The following is a 17761-nucleotide window of genomic DNA, read 5'->3' as shown; positions in this document are numbered from 1 at the left end:
ATCACCTTTTGTTTTGCTCATTAAGCAGTTGTTGTTTCTTCTTCAGCAGCTTCTTCGCCTTCGTTGCCTTGTTTCGCTTCAAGGATCGCGTCAGCCATTTTACCAGTAAGAAGTTTTACTGCGCGGATTGCGTCATCATTTGCAGGGATAACGTGGTCAATCTCATCTGGGTCGCAGTTTGTGTCAACGATGCCAATGATCGGAATGTTCAATTTGTGTGCTTCTGCAACAGCGATGCGCTCTTTGCGAGGATCGATGATGAACAGTGCATCTGGAAGAGACTTCATGTCTTTAATTCCGCCTAGGAATTTCTCAAGACGCTCAAGCTCTTTTTTAAGCTGAACTACTTCTTTTTTAGGAAGTACTTCGAAAGTGCCGTCTTCCTGCATTCTTTCGATGTCTTTAAGACGTTTGATACGCTTTTGGATTGTTTCAAAGTTTGTAAGCGTTCCGCCAAGCCAGCGTTGGTTAACGTAGTACATGCCTGAACGTTCTGCTTCTTCTTTAACAGAATCCTGAGCTTGTTTTTTTGTTCCAACGAAAAGAATTTTACCGCCGTTCGCAGCCAATTCTTTTGTTACGTTGTAAGCTTCTTCAACCTTTTTCACTGTCTTTTGAAGGTCGATGATGTAGATGCCGTTACGCTCAGTGAAGATGTAACGTTTCATTTTTGGGTTCCAGCGGCGTGTTTGGTGGCCGAAGTGAACACCAGCTTCAAGCAATTGCTTCATTGAAATTACTGACATGTTAATTTTCCTCCTAATGGTTTTTCTCCTCCGCTTTACATCATTTCCAAGCATAACTGACTGAACAGCACCAATACTTGAATCTGTAAGCGTGTGTATTAACACCAAGAAGAAATATACCACAGTCAAAGTTCGGAAGCAAGCAGAAAATCGCTATTTTTGCCGAAATTTAAGCAGAAGCTCGACCTCCGTTTTCCCTTTGCCTGTCTCCCTGGCAATTTCTTCTATAGAATACCCCTTTTCGTGCAGAATCACAACTTCCTCCCTGCTCTCCTTTTGCTCAGCATTCCATATAATCGAATCTTCCACTTCTGCTGCATGTTCAAGATGGACAGGAAGGGGCTCTTCATCGCGCGGATCGTTTTTTAGGCTCTGCTGATCCGCCACCGGCTCCCAGTGTTCTTTCCGGGGGGACGGCGATGTCTTTTCGAGTGCAGCTAAAAAGCGTTCATGCTCGTCCCTCTGTTCAAGCATAAATGCAGCAAGAAGCTGCTCTGTTTCTTCAAGAATCGACTGCTGTTCCATCTTCGCCTGCTTAAGTGACGAGATTCTCATAAAAAGCAGGAGGATCAGATACAAGGATACAATATGAAGAAGAATACTGGTGAAGATAAAAACTGCGCTCATACGACCCCTCATTCTATTTTAGTGTTGAAATGAAAAGAGGCGTGTCCGGAACCGCCTCATGAAATCCAAAGCCGGGAACCCGGGACGCCCCGTATTTAATTCATAAATTTCTCCATAATTCTTCTCAATTTAAACAGCGCTTTGGAGTGAATTTGAGAGATTCTTGAAGTTGAAAGGTTCATGACATGGCCAATTTCTGTTAAAGTCAATTCTTCTTTATAGAAGAGGGACACGACGAGCTGTTCTTTTTCAGATAACTCCCCGATCACATCAGACAGCTGGCCGATCATTTCCTGCTTTAACAGATTTTCTTCAGGCGTTTCACTTCTTTCATCCTTTAGAATCATCCCGACATAATCTCCATCATCATGGTCCGGCAAGTATTCATCTATCGATAGAACGTTCGCAAAAAAACCTTCGTTGACAGCCGTCAGAACCTCGTCCTCCGTCATCCCCATTTCTTTCGCAATCTCCCCCGGAGTAACGTTCCTTAAATACTTCTGCTCTAATTTTTCAATAACCGTTTCCACACGCTTCGCCTTCTCACGGGAGCTTCTCGGCAGCCAGTCTTCTTTGCGGAGGCCGTCGATAATGGCCCCTCTTATCCGGAAAGAAGCGTATGTATCGAATTTCAGATCTCTTCCCGGATCAAATTTTTCAAGCGCATCATATAAACCGTAAAGTCCGAGACTCATAAGGTCGTCCCTGCTGACAGTTTTCGGGAGACCGACGGAAATCCTTTGAACATGAAAAGTAACAAGCGGCGTGTACCTCTTGATTAGTGCATCTCCGGCTAAAGGATCTCTATTACTCACCCACTTATTCCAAATCTGCTGTTCCTCTTTGCCTGTCAATTGAGTCATAACCTTTCCCCCCTAGTGCAAGTGCCTTATCTTGCCGCCTATATTGCAGTCGTTCCGGAATTTACCGTACGGATTGTCAGCAATGATGTCTCTGGATCAAATTCAATGGTTCTTCCGCTTGCCCCTCCGGTATCAGAAGAAATGAGCGGGATGGAATACCGCATTAGAAGGTCTTTTATTGCCTCTACATTCCTTGGTCCGATTCGCATCATTTCATTTTGGCTTTTAAAAGCAAACATCTGAGCGCCGCCCGCCATTTTCGCTTTCAGCCGGTTGATCGGCGACCCCATCTTCTCAAGCTTCTGCAGCAAATCATGAAACGCCGTATCCGCGTACTTATGCCTGTTAAAGTCTTCGTTTCTGGCCAAATCGGAAGTTGGAAGCATGATATGAGCCATTCCAGCATTTTTCAGGCCTTGGTCATATAAGACAAGACCTACACAAGAACCCAGTCCGGATGTCCGGAGCTTTTTTGGAGGGACTGCAGCATGAAGGTCGGCTATGCCGACTTTTATAATTTCGGCGGTCTCAATCCCCATCGCCAACTCCCAGTGCACGGTAAAAATTTTCAAAAGATTCATAATCAGGCAGGAAGAACAGATGACCTTGGAAATCATAGTTCCCTTTATCCCTTTCCTCCCGGATGACCGTGCGGATCAAAACCGCTAAATCAGAAGCTTTGGAAAGCTCGATCAGTCCTTCGCTGATTATGGCTCCAAACATATCTGCTGAAAATTCAGGTACATCAGATAGAAAGGAAAGCTTTGTTAAATCAGACATGGAAGAAAGATAAGAACCAATCAGGATATTCCCAAGTTCCTTGATTGCAGACATAACGTACTCATCGTAAGGAGGCGCACTCAATCTGGCAGTCGGATGGTCTGTTATTTCCTTTACAAACGCTTCTGCTTGTTCTACTTCCATAATAAAATACATAGAGCCGGATATTTCTCCTGAAACCCCCAGAAAAATGCAGGCTACTTCTTTCTCTGCCCCGCCCATAGCTTCCATTAACTCATCAAAAGAAACCACTCGGACCTCCGGCACATCCATTCCGATCTTCCGGCCGAGCATATGGGAAAGGGCGGTCGCTGAATGAGCCGCACCGATATTCGCCATTTCCTTTAAGACATCAAGCTGTTCAAATTTCAAGCCCATCGGCCTCACGCTCCGAACGCGGGATCCGCCAGACCAGAGGCTGACATCAGGACTTCTTCTAAATCCAGCATAATAATCAGCCGTTTGTTAAGCTTTACGACCCCGCTGATGTAATCGGTTTTAATGATTCCTGCAACTTCAGGAGATGGTTCGATTTGATCGGAGTGTATATCCATTACATCATTGGCAGCATCTGCAATGAGGCCTGCTTCAATCTCGTTTACTGATACGACGATCATTCTTGTATATTCTGTTTTTTCGTACGCTCCGAGTTCAAATCTTGCCCTCAAATCAATAACAGGTGTGATCACACCGCGTAAATTAAGAACGCCGGTAATATAAGGAGCTGTTCCGGGTACACGGGTAATAGATTGGACTTTTTCAATGGATTTAACTTGTTCGACCGGAACTCCAAATTCTTCTTCTCCAAGCCGGAAGATGATAATTTTCTTCTCTAAAAGCTCATTCATTTGCATCATTCAGCTCCTCCCTTATTTAATAAGCGCATTGCAATCGATAATTAAGGCTACTTCTCCATCGCCAAGAATGGTGGCTCCCGAAATAGCGAATACTCCATTCAAATAGCTTCCAAGCGGCTTCAAAACGACTTCAAGCTGCCCAATAAAGGAATTGACTACTAGCCCCGCAAGCCTTTCCCCTTTTTTCACAACCACCATTGAAAGGTATTCCGGATCTTCCTCTTCTTCACAAGGAACATCAAAAATTTGATTCAAATACACAAGAGGGACAATTTTCCCTCTGAAATCAATGACCTTCTGATTATGCGCATGCATAATGTCATCCTTCCGTATCACAGCTGTTTCGATTACCGAAGAGATCGGGATCGCATATTTTTCCTTTTCCAGCTCTACGAGAAGGACAGAAATAATACTTAAGGTTAGAGGAAGCTGCACAGAAAAGACAGAACCTGTCCCTTCTTCGGAGTCAACGGTTACGGATCCGCCTAGTGACTCGATTGCGCTTTTTACGACATCCAGACCGACCCCTCTGCCGGAAATATCCGATATCTGGTCAGCTGTTGAAAACCCAGGAGCGAAGATCAATTCATTAATTTGCCGGACTGTCAGCTCGGCCGCATTTTGCTCCGCGACAATTCCCCGGTCAATCGCTCTCTTCAGGACTTTTTCTCTGTTAATGCCTGCCCCGTCATCTGATACTTCAATAAAGACATGGTTGCCGCTGTGATACGCTTTAAGTTCTACAATTCCAGTCTCCGGCTTTCCCTTTGCTGCTCTTGCTTCCGGGGATTCAATCCCGTGATCCATCGAATTCCGTATTAAATGAACGAGAGGATCGCCAATCTCATCAATTACCGTTCTGTCTAGCTCCGTCTCAGCCCCAGTTATGCGGAGGTCGATCTTCTTATTCAGATCTTTAGCAAGCTGGCGGACCATACGCGGAAAGCGGTTAAATACTGTATCAATCGGCACCATCCGCATATTTAAAATGATGGTCTGCAAATCACCCGAAATTCTTGTCATCCGTTCAACGGTTTCCTGAAGTTCCGAGTTTTTCAAGTCTTTGGAAATCGTCTCCAGCCTGCCCCTGTCGATGACCAATTCTTCAAACAAATTCATGAGGATATCGAGTCGTTCAATGTTTACACGAATCGTTTTGGAACCTGTTTTTTGCTTTTGGCCTGGCTCAGGCGCGGAAACCGGGACAGCTTCAGCTGCCGGAGCAGCTTGTGCACGGCTATTGGTGATCTCTTCTTCTGCTGCAAGTTTTTCCAGCTGAATTGGCAGAGCGACTGCCTTATCAATCTCAGATACTTTCAAAATACGATTTTCTAATTCTTCTTTCGTCATTTTTGTGACAATGGCGACCGAAAATTCATGATCGAATTTTTCTTCTTCCAGCTGATCGACAGACGGAACGCTTTTTACAATTTCGCCGGCCTGATCCAGAATTTCAAATACCATAAAAGCCCGGACAGCTTTCAGCATACAGCCTTCTCTGAGTGTAATCGTCAATTCAAATGCGTGGTATCCCTGTTCTTCCGATTGCAGGATCACCGTCTTTTGAAAATCATCATAGCTTCCGAGCTTGTTATCCACACCAGTGGAGGGTCCACTCTTATCTTCCATTGAAGGCTCTTCCCCGTCTTCAATTGCTTTTAAACGGCTGACAACATGTTCCACATCTTTTTTTCCGTCCCCGCCATCCGCTATTGAATAAACCATTTCTTCCAGTAAATCCACCGCTGCAAAAACACAATCAAGCAGAGCTGGAGTCACTGAATTCTTTCCGTTCCGGATGGCATCAAGCACATTTTCCATTTGATGAGTCAAATTCGCCAGGTCCTCATACCCCATTGTTGCACTCATCCCTTTTAAGGTATGGGCAGAGCGGAAAATATCATTTACGATAGCTAAATCATCGGGATTTTTTTCAAGTTCCAGTAGCTTTTCATTGCATGCCTGCAAATGCTCTTTGCTTTCCTCGATAAATATTTCTAAATATTGACTCATTTCCATCCGGTTTCGCCCCTTACGATTGCATATAATGCATGATTTTTTCTGCTATATGGTCTACATGGTCAATTGAATCCACTAATTTTTCTCCTATAGCGCTTTTCGGCATTCCGAAAACGACGGAGGTTTGCTCCGACTCTGCAATGGAGTAGGTATTGCCTTTTTGTTTTAAGAGCGACAGGCCTTTTGTTCCGTCACTCCCCATCCCTGTCATGATGACTGCGATATGTCTAAATCCCTCTGTTTGACTGATTGATTCAAATAAAACATCCACAGAAGGCCGGTGGCCATTTCTTATCGCTGATCGTTCCACTTTCACATACAGACTTGTCCCTTTTTGAATAACAGTCAGATGGGAACCCCCCGGGGCTATGTATGCGGTGCCCGCCTCCGCCCGCTCGCCATCTGCCGCTTCCTTCACACGGATTTTGCAGAGTTTGTCGAGCCTTTCAGAAAGTGAAGCCGTGAACCCTTGCGGCATATGCTGGACGATAAATACTGGCGCATCCAGTTTTGAAGGAAGCATAGGCAATACTCTTTGAAGGGCTCTTGGACCGCCTGTCGAGGTACCGATACAGATAACAGGACGAAAATGTCGAATTCCGCTGTTAAAAACAGGATTTTTTTCCCTCACAGTGCATATTTTACTATATTTTTCAAGCGAACGGGGGAAATCTTTATGTTTTTCACGATCCTCAGGACCTATTATTTTAGCAAATGCTGTTTGGAGGACTTTTTCCCTTAACTCATCTCTCACTTTGTATAAATCAAGAGATATAGCCCCCGAGGGTTTGGCTACAAAATCTACTGCGCCATTTTCCAGGGCTGTAATTGTTTCCTCTGCTCCTTTTTGTGTAGTGGAAGAAAGCATAATGACGGGCCGGGGATCATTCTCCATAATTTTTTTTAACGCGGCCATGCCATCCATTACAGGCATTTCTACATCCATCGTTATGACATCTGGCGAAAGTTTCTTAATTTGCTCCAATGCCTCACTGCCGTTTTTAGCCGTGCCTGCCACTTCAATTCCTCTGAATCCATGGAGAAAATCAGTGATCATTTTCCTCATAAATGCAGAGTCATCTACAATAAGAACTTTCATATCATTCACCTTTTCTTGCTTTGCTTTTAAAAATTGCCTTAAACCGGTCCATAAATAATTCTGGCCTGCTGAAATTCTGTCTATCATGATCCTTCTGTAAAAATGCTTCTGCAGTTTGACGGATACTCCGTGAATACTTGGCCCTTGGATATAAAGATGTAACCGGGTTTCTTTTTATTACTGCCTCTGATACTTTTGGATCTTCGGGAAGAATTCCAAGCAGATCTGCATGGGCTGATAAGTATTTATTTAAAACAGAGGAAAGTCTATGATAAGCCATAGTCCCATCCAAATCCGTTTTTGCTTTATTCAATAAAACGGATATTTTAGAGTTTTTGCTGTTCAGCAAAACATACTTCGCTGCAGAATAGGCATCCATTAATGCTGTAGGTTCTGGTGTTACAACCAGAAAGACCTCATCAGCAGCGAGCAGGAATTGAAGACTCTCTTGAGTCATTCCAGCTCCCATGTCGAAAAAAATGAAATCATACTTTTGTATAAGCCGGTCTAGTTCTTCCATAAATAAATCCAGGTGATGTCCGTCGAGTTGAAAAAAATCTTTAAATCCCCTGCCGCCTGAGATGTAATCAATACCGTATTGGCTTTTTTCAGTCATCTCGCTAAGGGAAAGAGATTTCTTCCAAAAATCAAGCAAGGAATGTTCCGGACTTTCACCTAAAAGGATGTCAACATTGCCCATCCCGATATCAAGGTCAAATAGAAGCACTTTTTGATGAAGCGCAGAAAGCTCAAGACAAAAATTCACAGTAAAGTTCGTTTTGCCGGTTCCTCCTTTACCGCTCGCGATAGCAATCATTTTGGCTCTCTTCATATTAGATTCTTTATTTCCCGCAATCAGCTGCCTTAGCTTTTCTGCCTGATCGCTCATTCTTTCCCACCTAAAATCATCTGGACCAGAGTTTCTCTAGAAGCAGGGATCATATCATCGGGGACATTTTGGCCAGTCGAAAAGAAAGCAATTCCTTTTTCAAATAATCTGGCCGCTTCATATATCCCCCCGAACGTATCTGTTTCATCAATCTTCGTTACAATCAGCTGTTTATATTGTAAAGACTCAAAATGGCCAATTAGAGTATGAATATCTTTTTTCTTAGTACTTGCAGAAAGCGTTAAAAAAAGATCGATATCTTCGTCAGATCCAAGAAAATTTGTTAGATCCTCAATATATTGATTATTTTTATAATTCCTGCCGGCCGTATCAATAAACACATGATCGATATGCGAAAATTTCTTCTTCGCGTTTTCGAAATCCTCCCGGCTGTAACAAACTTCAATTGGAGCATTCAGTATTTTTGCATAAGTCCTCAGCTGCTCGATAGCAGAGATTCTATAAGTATCAGCTGTAATAAAAGCAATTGATTTATTCTCATTCACCAGACAGTCAGCGGCCAATTTCACAATGGTTGTTGTTTTTCCCACCCCTGTAGGTCCTGCAACAGCAATAAATGATTTTCTGTCCTCCATGCGGTGATACGGCAAATGTTTTATTGACTGAACCAAAATTCTTTCTGCTTCTTTTCTGCAAGCCTCGTCATTTTGATTTTCAGCAGCCTGATACCAAAATTCAAGCAGCTGCCTCACCGTGTCCTCAGCTATGGGAGAGCCAACTTCCTGCTCATTCAGTACATTCCTTAATTTTTCAATTGGGTCCGGGAGCTTAAATCCAGAGCTGCCCGCTGCAAGTTTTCGATATTCCATTTTGAGCTCTTCAAGCTCTCTTTTTACGGCAAAATTTTCTGATGGGTCTACAGCGATTGTATTTCTTTCTTCTTTAACCGGTTCAGCTAAATCAGGGTCTGAAGCCGCGAGCACTTCCACCTGTTTTTTAGTGAAAAATCCAAAGAATCCGCCTGTTTCCACTGCTTTGGAATTTAAAATGACAGCATCATGGCCTAAATCTTCTTTCACCCGCTTCATGGCTTCCTGGATTGTACCGGCCGTATATTTTTTCACCTTCATGCGACATTCACCACTCCTACGCTCTGGACTTCTACATTTGATTCAAGTTCGTTATAAGAAAGCACAGGGACGGACGGAAAATACCGTTCCAGAAGCTGCTTCACAAACATTCTTACAGCCGGAGAGCAAAGGAGAACCGGTGAATGCCCTTGAAGTGACAGCATTTCCACTTCTTTTGCAACCGATTCGATAATCAATTGAGAAACGGAAGGATCAAGGGATAAATAGTTTCCGTGTTCTGTTTGCTGTACACCATCTGCAACAAGCTTCTCCACCCTGCCAGAGAACGTGACGACTTTGAGAACCTGTCCATCGCCTGAAAATTGCTGTGTAATCTGTTTAGCAAGAGATTGCCTTACGTATTCAGTCAGAATTTCGCTGTCCGAAGTCATTTTTCCATAATCCGCCAGCGTTTCAAAAATGATCGGCAGATTGCGGATCGAAACATTCTCTTTTAATAGATTAGACAGCACCTTTTGAATGTCTCCAATTGAGAGAGGCGAAGGGGTGACTTCCTCTACTAAAATCGGATATGCTTCTTTTAAATGATCAATCAGCTGTTTGGTCTCCTGCCTGCCCAGAAGCTCTGACGCATGTTTCTTAATCGTTTCAGTTATATGGGTAGAAACAACCGACGGCGGATCAACAACAGTGTATCCATATAATTCCGCCTGGTCCTTCATTGATTCAGATATCCATTTAGCCGGGAGGCCGAAGGAAGGTTCAATCGTATCAATGCCTTCGATTGAATCATCATCCGTTCCAGGCGCCATAGCCAAATAATGTTCGAGAAGAAGATCGCCTCTCGCCGCTTCATTTCCTTTTATTTTCAGACGGTATTCATTCGGCTGAAGCTGAATATTGTCTCTTATTCTCACAACAGGAATGACAATGCCAAGCTCAATGGCGAGCTGTCTCCTGATCATCACAATCCTGTCAAGCAAATCCCCTCCCTGGGTACTGTCAGCAAGAGGGATCAGACCATATCCGAATTCAAATTCGATAGGGTCCATACTCAGCAGCTGTACAATGCTCTCCGGGCTTTTCATTTCTTCCGGATCCGGCTGCATGTCAAGTTCTGCTTCCGGAACCTCTCTTAATCTCTTCTGACTTTGCTGCATGACATATGCTCCTATTCCGAGCGCTGCTGCGATCGGAGCTGTAACCAGAAGGCCGATAGGAGTGAACAGTCCAAGCAAGAGCATGGATCCTGCCGCTACATACATCATTTGCGGATAGGCAAAGAGCTGTTTGCTTATATCTCCTCCCAGATTTCCTTCTGATGCTGCTCTTGTAACAACGATCCCTGTGGCTGTAGAGATGAGAAGAGCGGGGATTTGGCTGACAATTCCATCCCCGACTGAGAGCATCGTAAAGTGACTTGCGGCATCTGCAAAGGCCATTCCCTGCTGAACTACTCCGACGATCATCCCAAAGATTAAATTTATAATGACGATGATAATGCCTGCAATGGCGTCCCCTTTTACAAACTTACTGGCTCCATCCATTGCTCCGTAAAAGTCTGCTTCGTTCCCTACCTTTTCCCTTCGCACACGGGCTTCCTGTTCAGAAATCATTCCCGCATTCAAGTCGGCATCAATGGACATTTGCTTCCCCGGCATCGCATCCAGTGTAAAACGGGCTGCGACTTCAGAAACTCGCTCAGAACCTTTTGTTATAACGACAAATTGAATAATAACGAGAATAATGAAGACTACGAATCCAACCAGAACGTTTCCGCCGACAACAAAGGTTCCGAACGTTTCCACTACCTTTCCGCCTTGTCCGGTTGAAAGAATGGATCTTGTTGTAGAAACATTCAAACCGAGTCTAAACAAGGTTAAGAGCAAAAGCAAAGAAGGAAAAATAGAAAATTCAAGCGGTTCTCTCATATTCATTGAAGTAAGAAGCACAAGGAGTGCAAGTGAGATATTGCATATAATGAGAAGGCTCAAAAGCCATGTAGGAAATGGAATAATCAGCATGGCGACAACGAGCACAACGCTAAATAGTACAGATAAATCTCTTGTAGACATGTTCCTTCCTCGCTTTCAGTCTTACGAACTACACTTTATTTTTAAGACGGTATATGTAAGCCAGTATTTCTGCTATTGTTTTGAAAAACTCTTCAGGTACTGCCTGGCCGATTTCTACCTGTGCGAAAAGGGCTCTGGCCAGCGGTTTATTTTCAATAGCCGCAATCTCATGGCTTTTAGCAATTTCTTTGATCTTTTGGGCTACAAGATCTGCTCCTTTTGCCACGACAAAAGGGGCATCCATTTTTGATTCGTCATATTTTAGCGCTACTGCAAAATGAGTAGGATTTGTGATGATCACATCAGCATCCGGTACATCCTGCATCATCCTTCTCATCGCCATTTCCCGCTGTCTTTGCTTGATTTTGGATTTAATGAGCGGGTCGCCTTCCGATTTTTTATACTCATCCTTAATATCCTGTTTAGACATGCGGATGTTTTTCTCGAAGTCATATTTTTGATACAAATAGTCGAGCAGCGATAAAAATAACAGTGCTCCTCCTGCGGCAAGTCCCATCTGAACGGTTAGAACGCCGAGGAACTGAAGAGATTGTTCAACGGTTAGATAAGGAAGACGCAATATATCGCCAATTCTCAGCCAAATGACTGCCGCCGTTACCCCTCCGGTAAAAAGGATTTTCAAAATGGATTTCAAAAACTCCACAAGCGCCCGGATTGAATAGATCCGTTTGAATCCTTTAAGCGGATCTATTTTTTCAAGCTTTGGCTGAATGCTCTCTGTAGAAAACAGAAAACCAACTTGTATATAATTGCTGATTATTCCTGCCGCCAGTGCGGCTCCCATTACCGGAGCCAGCAGGTAGGCTGCTTCCATCGTGATGGATCCCATCAGTTTCTGGACATTTTCCTCGGTTACCTCAAGCATCATGTACTCGTTAATGCTTCCCCGGACGAATCCGATCAGCCGATCGCGGTAAAAAGCCCCCGATACAAGCAAGGTAAAAAACACAGCCAGCAGGTTGACAGCCATATTCACATCTGCACTTTTGGCAACCTGCCCCTTTTTCCTTGAGTCCTGACGCTTTTTCGGAGTGGCTTTTTCTGTCTTTTCGCCTGAAAAGAACTGAATATCAAGGTTTATTAACAGCATGATCCACTCCTCCTAAAAGCTTGATCAGGTCTCTCATTGTTTCGGTTAATGTTTCAAACAATCCCTGCATGGCAAAAAACAGTGCTCCCATCACAATCATGAGCAAAAGGAAGGCCGACAGCATTTTCACAGGAAGGCCGACAACAAAGATATTCATCTGCGGTACGGTTTTCGCTACAATACCAAGAGCAATATCCACAATAAATAATGATCCGACAATTGGGAGCGCCATTTGAAAAGCGATTAAAAACATAAGCGAAAAGGATTTCATTATAAATTCAGGAATCGCATCACTTGTTAAAGAAAAGGAAACCGATTCAGGCGGGATATACTGAAAACTGTAGTACACTCCGTCCAGCAGCATGTGATGCGCATTCAGGCTCAGCATGAGCAGCAGAGCCAGCGTGTTCAGCAGCTGGCCAAGCAGCGGACTTTGTGCTCCCGTCTGGGGATCAATAATATTGGCAATGGCAAATCCAATCTGAAAATCCATAAAACTGCCGGCAATCATGATGGCAGAATACATAAGATAGGCAAGAAAACCAATCATTAATCCGATAAATATTTCTTTCAAAAGAAGCTGAAAATAAAATGCGTTGATTTCCAGTACAGGAGGCTTCATCGTTTCATACATGATTAAGGCAAGAAAAAAAGAAAAACCAGCTTTATGAAATGCCGGAATAGTCCGATATGAAAAGAGAGGCAGGGTAATCATAAAAGCGGACATTCTTGCAAAAATTAACAGAAAAAAAGGATAGTGGTTTAATAGCGACATGTTAACCTATAAACCGATCCAGATTCCCAAAGATATCTGCCGCATAGGAAACGAGTGTGGTCAGCATCCAAGGACCGAAAAAAATGAGGCCTACCATGACCGCTACAATTTTTGGGATAAATGCGAGAGTCTGCTCCTGGATTTGTGTTGTTGCCTGAAAAATACTGACCGCCAAACCAATGACGAGCGCTACCAGCAACAGCGGCCCGCATATCATCAGGGTCGTATAAACCGCTTTTTCAGCAATGGAAATGACCATCTCTGAACTCATATATGTTCCTCCTTAAAAACTTTGAAGCAATGACTTAATTACTAAGTACCATCCGTCCACGAGCACAAAAAGCAAAATTTTAAAAGGCAGTGAAATCATAACCGGCGGAAGCATCATCATTCCCATCGACATCAGGATACTGGCAACGACCATATCAATGACGAGGAAGGGAATAAAAATCATAAATCCAATTTGAAAGGCCGTTTTTATTTCACTGATGGCATAGGCCGGAACTAATGCCGTAATCGGGATGTCATCTACTGTTTTTGGTTTTTCGATCTTCGCATAATTTAGAAAGAGTTCGAGATCTTTTTGTCTCGTATGCTTGCTCATAAATTCTTTAAATGGCTTTTCAGCTTTAACATAAGCCTGTTCAAGTGTGATTTTTTCTTCCAGCAATGGCGTCAATGCCTGCTCATTTGCCTCCGAAAATACCGGCCCCATAATAAAAAATGTCAGAAACAGCGATAATCCGATCAAGACTTGATTTGGAGGCATCTGCTGTGTGGCAAGGGATGTCCGGACAAAGGATAATACAATGACAATTCTCGTGAAGCATGTAAATAAAATCAGTATGCTTGGTGCAAGAGATAGAATAGTCAGCAATAGCAGCAGCTGAACAGAAGTGCTTACGCTTTCGGCTTCTCCTGAACCCAAAATTCCCATAAGCTCATTCATTTTTCACTGTTCCCTTTCCTGATCCAATCTTCTTCCTTTTGTTTTCGTTCTTTTCCCAGTTCTTCAAGCTGCTTTTGAAGAGATTGTTTGAAAGATAGAGCGGGTTTTGCTTCGGCTTTTCCCCCAAACGATTGGGCTGCCTTTGAGAAAAGCGCCCTGGCCCCCTGAAGATCTACCCCTTTATCCTCGTACTGTTTGACAATCCGTTCTATTTCCTCTTCATCCTCAATCACTTTGAGGAGCTGGATGGAATCCCCGACCCCGACTAGTAAAATATCGTCGCCAGCCTTCACAAGCTGGATGGAGCGATTCTGCCCGAGAGAGGTTCCTCCAAGTGTCTGAAGATAGGCGGCATGTGTCATCATTTTGTTTTTTGAAGAAATAAAACGGAAAAGCACATAAATTAAACCTACAACAAAAATCGTTGCAGCAATCATTTTGATAAAATCCCAAGCCGTTACCCCAGGTTTTGAAGCATCCTGAGGTATTGGGTTTGGAGTCTGGCTGTTTTCTTTCTTTTCTGCTTTCTCTTCCTTATTCAAATAATCCTGGACCGTTCCATCTTTTTCAGCGGCTTCTGCAGAACTGGAATGGACGGCAGAAAAGGCAGCAAGGAGAAAAATCAGCACGGCTGCAGTTGCTTTAAGCATTTTTTGCACGGTTACACCAGCCTAGCTAAGTGACTTTTGAATGGCTTCGATTACTCTGTCTGCCTGAAAAGGTTTAACAATAAAATCTTTCGCTCCAGCCTGAATCGCATCAATGACCATTGCCTGCTGTCCCATTGCGGAACACATAATGATTTTCGCATTCGGATTTATTTTTTTGATTTCTTTGAGTGCAGTAATGCCGTCCATTTCAGGCATGGTTATATCCATCGTAACAAGATCAGGCTGATGTTCTTTGTATTTTTCTACAGCTTGCACACCATCTGCCGCTTCTCCTACCACATCAAACCCATTTTTAGATAGAATATCCTTGATCATCATTCTCATAAATGCTGCATCGTCTACAATTAAAATTCTTTTAGCCATTTTTGACACTCCCGTTTACTTAAGTTTGTTCAGCCGGTCCTGCTGACTGATAATATCTGTTACACGCACTCCAAAATTTTCGTCAATAACGACGACTTCGCCTTTAGCTACAATTTTGCGGTTAATCAATATATCAACCGGCTCCCCTGCAAGCTTATCAAGTTCGATAATCGATCCGGAAGACAGCTCCAATATTTCTTTAATGGAACGTTTTGTCCGCCCGAGCTCAACGGTTACCTGAAGGGGAATGTCCATGAGGAGATCCAGATTTCTGTGTTCAGTACCAGTAGAGTGATTTGGCTCGAAATTAGCAAATTGAGCTGGCTTCACCTCGTATTGTGGCTGAGGAGAAGGATTAACCTTTTCCTGCCTGTACACAGGCTGAGAATTTTCATAATAAGCATGGCTGTTTTGATGAAGCGGCTGAGACATCCCGCTGCCATTGCCTTCTAAAACCTGTGCTGGTTCTTCTTCCAGAGTATGTACTTCATTTGAAGAGCCGGCATCTGCAGGGTTCATCAGTTCATTTATCAAATCCTTCGCAAACTGCAGCGGAAGAACCTGCATGATTTTTGAATCAATTAAGACGCCTACTTTCAGCTGAAACGAGACTTTTATAATCATTTCAGCATCAGGGATTGATTTGGTCCCCTCACCCGTATTGATATCAAGCAAGTCCAAGCGCGGCGGACTGATGTCCACTTTTTTATTAAAAATTGTCGACATACTCGTCGCAGCTGAACCCATCATTTGATTCATTGCTTCCTGGACAGCACTTAAATGAATCTCTCCCAGGGATGGATCCGGATTTGTACCGTCTCCGCCAATCATCAGATCCGCGATAATGGCAGCATCATTCTGCTCGATAACCAGCAGATTGCTTCCTAAAAATCCTTCTGTATAATTGACTTCAATTGCAACATATGGCTTTGGAAACTCATCAGAAAGTCTGTTTTTTTCAATAATGGAAACCTCAGGTGTGGTGATTTCCACTTTTTGATTGAGCAGAGTTGAAAGCGCGGTAGCAGAGCTGCCGAAAGAAATATTTCCTATTTCTCCGAGGGCATCTGCCTCCATGGCATCAAGGTATTCTGAAAGCTCATCCTCTTTTGCTGAATCCTCTTCAAGACCTGTTCCTTTTAGCAACGCATCGATTTCATCTTGTGATAGCATTTCATTACTCCCCATCTTCTTCACCCCCAAAATAGTGGTCAATAATTTGCACAGCTAATTTGCGGTTTAATTTTCCAGGCTGCCCTGTGTATTTTGGCTTGTTTCCTACTTTAATCAGGAGCGGATGATCAATGGATTGATCGATTTGAATAATATCACCCTTCTGAAGTTCCATAAACTCCTGGATTGTGATTTCAGAGGAACCGAGTTCTGCTGACAGAGTAATGTTTGTCAGTTCAATTCGCTTTTGCAAAGCTTCTGTTTCTGCAGGATTTACTTCTTTCCTGTCGGATTGCATCCAGTAATGAACCGAGAGCTTAGGAATAATCGGTTCAAGAACAACATGGGGAATACATAAATTAATCATGCCGCTTGTATCTCCAACCTGTGCAGTAAGTGAAATAACAATGACCGTTTCGTTTGGAGAAACCATTTGAATAAACTGGGGGTTCACTTCAAACTCTTGCATATCCGGTTCAATTTCAATAATTGAACTCCACGCTTCCCTGTAATTATCCAATGACTTTTCAAATAAGTTGGACATGATTTTTGTTTCAATTTCCGTCAGAGTTTCAATTTTGTTGAAACCTGAGCCAATCCCACCCAAAACCCGATCCATCATGGCATACGCAATGTTCGGATTCACTTCCATTACAATACGTCCCTCAAGCGGCTCCACTTCGAATATATTAAGAACCGTCATTTTAGGCATGGACCGGACAAACTCTTCATAAGGAACCTGATCCACAGATGCAACGGATATCTGAATATAAGTCCTGAGCTGCGCTGAAAAATATGTGGTCAGCAGCCTGGCGAAATTCTCATGAATTCTCGTAAGACTGCGAATCTGATCTTTAGAGAAGCGAAGTGCTCTTTTAAAATCATACGTTTTAATTTTCTTCTCTGCATCTTCTCTCTTCAGTTCTTCTGCATCCATTTCCCCTGTAGTAATGGCAGAAAGAAGTGCATCTATTTCACTTTGAGACAATATTTCACCGGACATAGCGTCACCTCCTTGGACAATATTTCATCATTGCAGGATAAAGGAGGTTGTGTAGACCTTCTCAACTTTTCCTTCTTGCATTAGTTTATTAATGCCTTCCATTACCGTTTTCTTTAGTTGCTCTTTTCCTTTTGTACCTGCAAGCTGGTCTGCCTTCATATTGCTAAGCTCTGAAATCACGACATCCTTAACCTGAAACTCTCTCTTTTCCAATTCTGTTTTGGCTTTTTTCGAATCCGTTTCAAGCTTTAACGAAATCCTGACAATGCTTCCGCCAGCCAGATTCGTTGTAAGCTCGGGAACGTCTACAGATGATTCAACAACCTCATCGATTGTTGGCGCTCCGGATGTATCCTTTTCAAAAAAATTTGTCATAACTGCGAGTGCTGCAACCCCAATCAAAGTAATTGAAGTAATAATAATGAACATAATCGATAATAGCTTTTTATTCATTTCCCTGCTCCTTTAGCTTGTTCGTTATGGCTAAAAGGCCAATTTCCCTGTAAAAATGACTCATCCTGCTTATAATTTCTTCTTCCTTCTCTGCAACGATGAATTTTCTGCCGTTGGTCAGGGTAATGCCTGTATCAGGAAAGGACTCAACCATTTCAATCTGCAAGGCATTGAGGTAGAACGATTGTCCATTCAATCGGGTCACTTTAATCATTAAGATCGGGAACAGCTATCCTGCTGCTCCCTCCCCCCCATT

Annotated in this window: 21 protein-coding genes; all 21 read right to left on the bottom strand. The window is 43.2% G+C overall.

Going from position 1 to position 17761, the window contains the following annotated elements; translation table 11 throughout:
• Positions 1-20: 20 nt before the first annotated feature.
• Entirely contained in the window at positions 21-746 is a 726-nt protein-coding gene (rpsB, locus tag CEF21_RS11750) for a 30S ribosomal protein S2 (protein ID WP_123916562.1), read from the bottom strand.
• A 153-nt stretch (positions 747-899) separates the two neighbouring features.
• Positions 900-1373: a helix-turn-helix domain-containing protein gene (locus tag CEF21_RS11745; RefSeq protein WP_123916561.1), complete on the bottom strand. Its 474-nt coding sequence runs from the start codon at positions 1371-1373 to the stop codon at positions 900-902.
• 95 nt (positions 1374-1468) lie between these two features.
• Positions 1469-2236: a FliA/WhiG family RNA polymerase sigma factor gene (locus tag CEF21_RS11740; RefSeq protein ID WP_123916560.1), complete on the bottom strand. Its 768-nt coding sequence runs from the start codon at positions 2234-2236 to the stop codon at positions 1469-1471.
• Positions 2237-2274: 38 nt separating this feature from the next.
• On the bottom strand, positions 2275-2775 hold the full coding sequence (locus CEF21_RS11735; protein WP_123916559.1) for a chemotaxis protein CheD: 501 nt from the start codon (positions 2773-2775) through the stop codon (positions 2275-2277).
• Positions 2765-3394 (bottom strand): chemotaxis protein CheC, encoded by a 630-nt coding sequence (locus CEF21_RS11730; protein WP_123916558.1) that lies wholly within the window; start codon positions 3392-3394, stop codon positions 2765-2767. Before CEF21_RS11730 ends, CEF21_RS11735 begins: the two co-directional genes overlap by 11 nt.
• Positions 3395-3399: 5 nt before the next feature.
• Complete coding sequence (locus tag CEF21_RS11725) at positions 3400-3870, bottom strand: chemotaxis protein CheW (RefSeq protein WP_241156859.1); 471 nt, start codon at positions 3868-3870, stop codon at positions 3400-3402.
• Positions 3871-3885: 15 nt separating this feature from the next.
• Positions 3886-5892 (bottom strand): chemotaxis protein CheA, encoded by a 2007-nt coding sequence (locus CEF21_RS11720; protein WP_123916557.1) that lies wholly within the window; start codon positions 5890-5892, stop codon positions 3886-3888.
• Between the two features lie 13 nt (positions 5893-5905).
• The gene (locus CEF21_RS11715) at positions 5906-7000 is read right to left on the bottom strand and encodes a protein-glutamate methylesterase/protein-glutamine glutaminase (RefSeq protein WP_123920185.1); all 1095 of its coding nucleotides are present in this window, start codon (positions 6998-7000) and stop codon (positions 5906-5908) included.
• Complete coding sequence (locus CEF21_RS11710; RefSeq protein ID WP_123916556.1) at positions 6993-7880, bottom strand: MinD/ParA family protein; 888 nt, start codon at positions 7878-7880, stop codon at positions 6993-6995. The genes CEF21_RS11715 and CEF21_RS11710 overlap by 8 nt, the downstream gene beginning before the upstream one ends.
• Complete coding sequence (gene flhF, locus CEF21_RS11705; protein ID WP_123916555.1) at positions 7877-8971, bottom strand: flagellar biosynthesis GTPase FlhF; 1095 nt, start codon at positions 8969-8971, stop codon at positions 7877-7879. The genes CEF21_RS11710 and flhF overlap by 4 nt, the downstream gene beginning before the upstream one ends.
• Positions 8968-11007: a flagellar biosynthesis protein FlhA gene (gene flhA / locus CEF21_RS11700; protein ID WP_123916553.1), complete on the bottom strand. Its 2040-nt coding sequence runs from the start codon at positions 11005-11007 to the stop codon at positions 8968-8970. The genes flhF and flhA overlap by 4 nt, the downstream gene beginning before the upstream one ends.
• Before the next feature lie 28 nt (positions 11008-11035).
• A complete protein-coding gene (flhB, locus tag CEF21_RS11695; RefSeq protein WP_241156858.1) occupies positions 11036-12115 on the bottom strand; it encodes a flagellar biosynthesis protein FlhB in 1080 nt (359 codons plus the stop codon).
• The gene (fliR, locus tag CEF21_RS11690) at positions 12099-12893 is read right to left on the bottom strand and encodes a flagellar biosynthetic protein FliR (protein ID WP_123916549.1); all 795 of its coding nucleotides are present in this window, start codon (positions 12891-12893) and stop codon (positions 12099-12101) included. Before fliR ends, flhB begins: the two co-directional genes overlap by 17 nt.
• A gap of 1 nt (position 12894) precedes the next feature.
• Complete coding sequence (gene fliQ / locus CEF21_RS11685) at positions 12895-13164, bottom strand: flagellar biosynthesis protein FliQ (RefSeq protein WP_123916547.1); 270 nt, start codon at positions 13162-13164, stop codon at positions 12895-12897.
• A gap of 12 nt (positions 13165-13176) precedes the next feature.
• Positions 13177-13842: a flagellar type III secretion system pore protein FliP gene (fliP, locus tag CEF21_RS11680; RefSeq protein ID WP_123916545.1), complete on the bottom strand. Its 666-nt coding sequence runs from the start codon at positions 13840-13842 to the stop codon at positions 13177-13179.
• Positions 13839-14492: a flagellar biosynthetic protein FliO gene (locus tag CEF21_RS11675; RefSeq protein WP_241156857.1), complete on the bottom strand. Its 654-nt coding sequence runs from the start codon at positions 14490-14492 to the stop codon at positions 13839-13841. Before CEF21_RS11675 ends, fliP begins: the two co-directional genes overlap by 4 nt.
• Before the next feature lie 21 nt (positions 14493-14513).
• Complete coding sequence (locus CEF21_RS11670) at positions 14514-14876, bottom strand: chemotaxis protein CheY (protein ID WP_123916541.1); 363 nt, start codon at positions 14874-14876, stop codon at positions 14514-14516.
• Positions 14877-14891: 15 nt separating this feature from the next.
• Positions 14892-16064 (bottom strand): flagellar motor switch phosphatase FliY, encoded by a 1173-nt coding sequence (fliY, locus tag CEF21_RS11665; protein WP_123916539.1) that lies wholly within the window; start codon positions 16062-16064, stop codon positions 14892-14894.
• Positions 16054-17052: a flagellar motor switch protein FliM gene (fliM, locus tag CEF21_RS11660; RefSeq protein ID WP_123916537.1), complete on the bottom strand. Its 999-nt coding sequence runs from the start codon at positions 17050-17052 to the stop codon at positions 16054-16056. Before fliM ends, fliY begins: the two co-directional genes overlap by 11 nt.
• A 27-nt stretch (positions 17053-17079) precedes the next feature.
• Positions 17080-17505 carry a flagellar basal body-associated protein FliL gene (fliL, locus tag CEF21_RS11655; RefSeq protein WP_123916535.1) on the bottom strand — a complete coding sequence of 142 codons (426 nt, stop codon included), beginning with the start codon at positions 17503-17505 and terminating at the stop codon, positions 17080-17082.
• Positions 17498-17719: a flagellar FlbD family protein gene (locus CEF21_RS11650; protein ID WP_123916533.1), complete on the bottom strand. Its 222-nt coding sequence runs from the start codon at positions 17717-17719 to the stop codon at positions 17498-17500. The genes fliL and CEF21_RS11650 overlap by 8 nt, the downstream gene beginning before the upstream one ends.
• Between the last annotated feature and the right edge of the window lie 42 nt (positions 17720-17761).

This window comes from Bacillus sp. FJAT-42376, assembly GCF_003816055.1.
Taxonomy (GTDB): domain Bacteria; phylum Bacillota; class Bacilli; order Bacillales; family Bacillaceae; genus Metabacillus_B.
The sequence above is the reverse complement of the archived record's forward strand: the minus strand, read 5'-3'. Positions and strand labels throughout refer to the sequence as shown.

What these genes read in the sequence shown, in the direction of transcription:
- CEF21_RS11725 (WP_241156859.1), bottom strand. Translation starts at nt 3,870, where the DNA reads ATGCAAATGAATGAGCTTTTAGAGAAGAAAATTATCATCTTCCGGCTT.
- CEF21_RS11740 (WP_123916560.1), bottom strand. Translation starts at nt 2,236, where the DNA reads ATGACTCAATTGACAGGCAAAGAGGAACAGCAGATTTGGAATAAGTGG.
- rpsB (WP_123916562.1), bottom strand. Translation starts at nt 746, where the DNA reads ATGTCAGTAATTTCAATGAAGCAATTGCTTGAAGCTGGTGTTCACTTC.
- fliQ (WP_123916547.1), bottom strand. Translation starts at nt 13,164, where the DNA reads ATGAGTTCAGAGATGGTCATTTCCATTGCTGAAAAAGCGGTTTATACG.
- CEF21_RS11710 (WP_123916556.1), bottom strand. Translation starts at nt 7,880, where the DNA reads ATGAGCGATCAGGCAGAAAAGCTAAGGCAGCTGATTGCGGGAAATAAA.
- CEF21_RS11730 (WP_123916558.1), bottom strand. Translation starts at nt 3,394, where the DNA reads ATGGGCTTGAAATTTGAACAGCTTGATGTCTTAAAGGAAATGGCGAAT.
- CEF21_RS11720 (WP_123916557.1), bottom strand. Translation starts at nt 5,892, where the DNA reads ATGGAAATGAGTCAATATTTAGAAATATTTATCGAGGAAAGCAAAGAG.
- CEF21_RS11675 (WP_241156857.1), bottom strand. Translation starts at nt 14,492, where the DNA reads ATGCTTAAAGCAACTGCAGCCGTGCTGATTTTTCTCCTTGCTGCCTTT.
- flhF (WP_123916555.1), bottom strand. Translation starts at nt 8,971, where the DNA reads ATGAAGGTGAAAAAATATACGGCCGGTACAATCCAGGAAGCCATGAAG.
- CEF21_RS11745 (WP_123916561.1), bottom strand. Translation starts at nt 1,373, where the DNA reads ATGAGCGCAGTTTTTATCTTCACCAGTATTCTTCTTCATATTGTATCC.
- flhA (WP_123916553.1), bottom strand. Translation starts at nt 11,007, where the DNA reads ATGTCTACAAGAGATTTATCTGTACTATTTAGCGTTGTGCTCGTTGTC.
- CEF21_RS11735 (WP_123916559.1), bottom strand. Translation starts at nt 2,775, where the DNA reads ATGGGGATTGAGACCGCCGAAATTATAAAAGTCGGCATAGCCGACCTT.
- fliL (WP_123916535.1), bottom strand. Translation starts at nt 17,505, where the DNA reads ATGAATAAAAAGCTATTATCGATTATGTTCATTATTATTACTTCAATT.
- fliP (WP_123916545.1), bottom strand. Translation starts at nt 13,842, where the DNA reads ATGAATGAGCTTATGGGAATTTTGGGTTCAGGAGAAGCCGAAAGCGTA.
- fliR (WP_123916549.1), bottom strand. Translation starts at nt 12,893, where the DNA reads ATGTCGCTATTAAACCACTATCCTTTTTTTCTGTTAATTTTTGCAAGA.
- fliM (WP_123916537.1), bottom strand. Translation starts at nt 17,052, where the DNA reads ATGTCCGGTGAAATATTGTCTCAAAGTGAAATAGATGCACTTCTTTCT.
- CEF21_RS11670 (WP_123916541.1), bottom strand. Translation starts at nt 14,876, where the DNA reads ATGGCTAAAAGAATTTTAATTGTAGACGATGCAGCATTTATGAGAATG.
- CEF21_RS11650 (WP_123916533.1), bottom strand. Translation starts at nt 17,719, where the DNA reads ATGATTAAAGTGACCCGATTGAATGGACAATCGTTCTACCTCAATGCC.
- fliY (WP_123916539.1), bottom strand. Translation starts at nt 16,064, where the DNA reads ATGGGGAGTAATGAAATGCTATCACAAGATGAAATCGATGCGTTGCTA.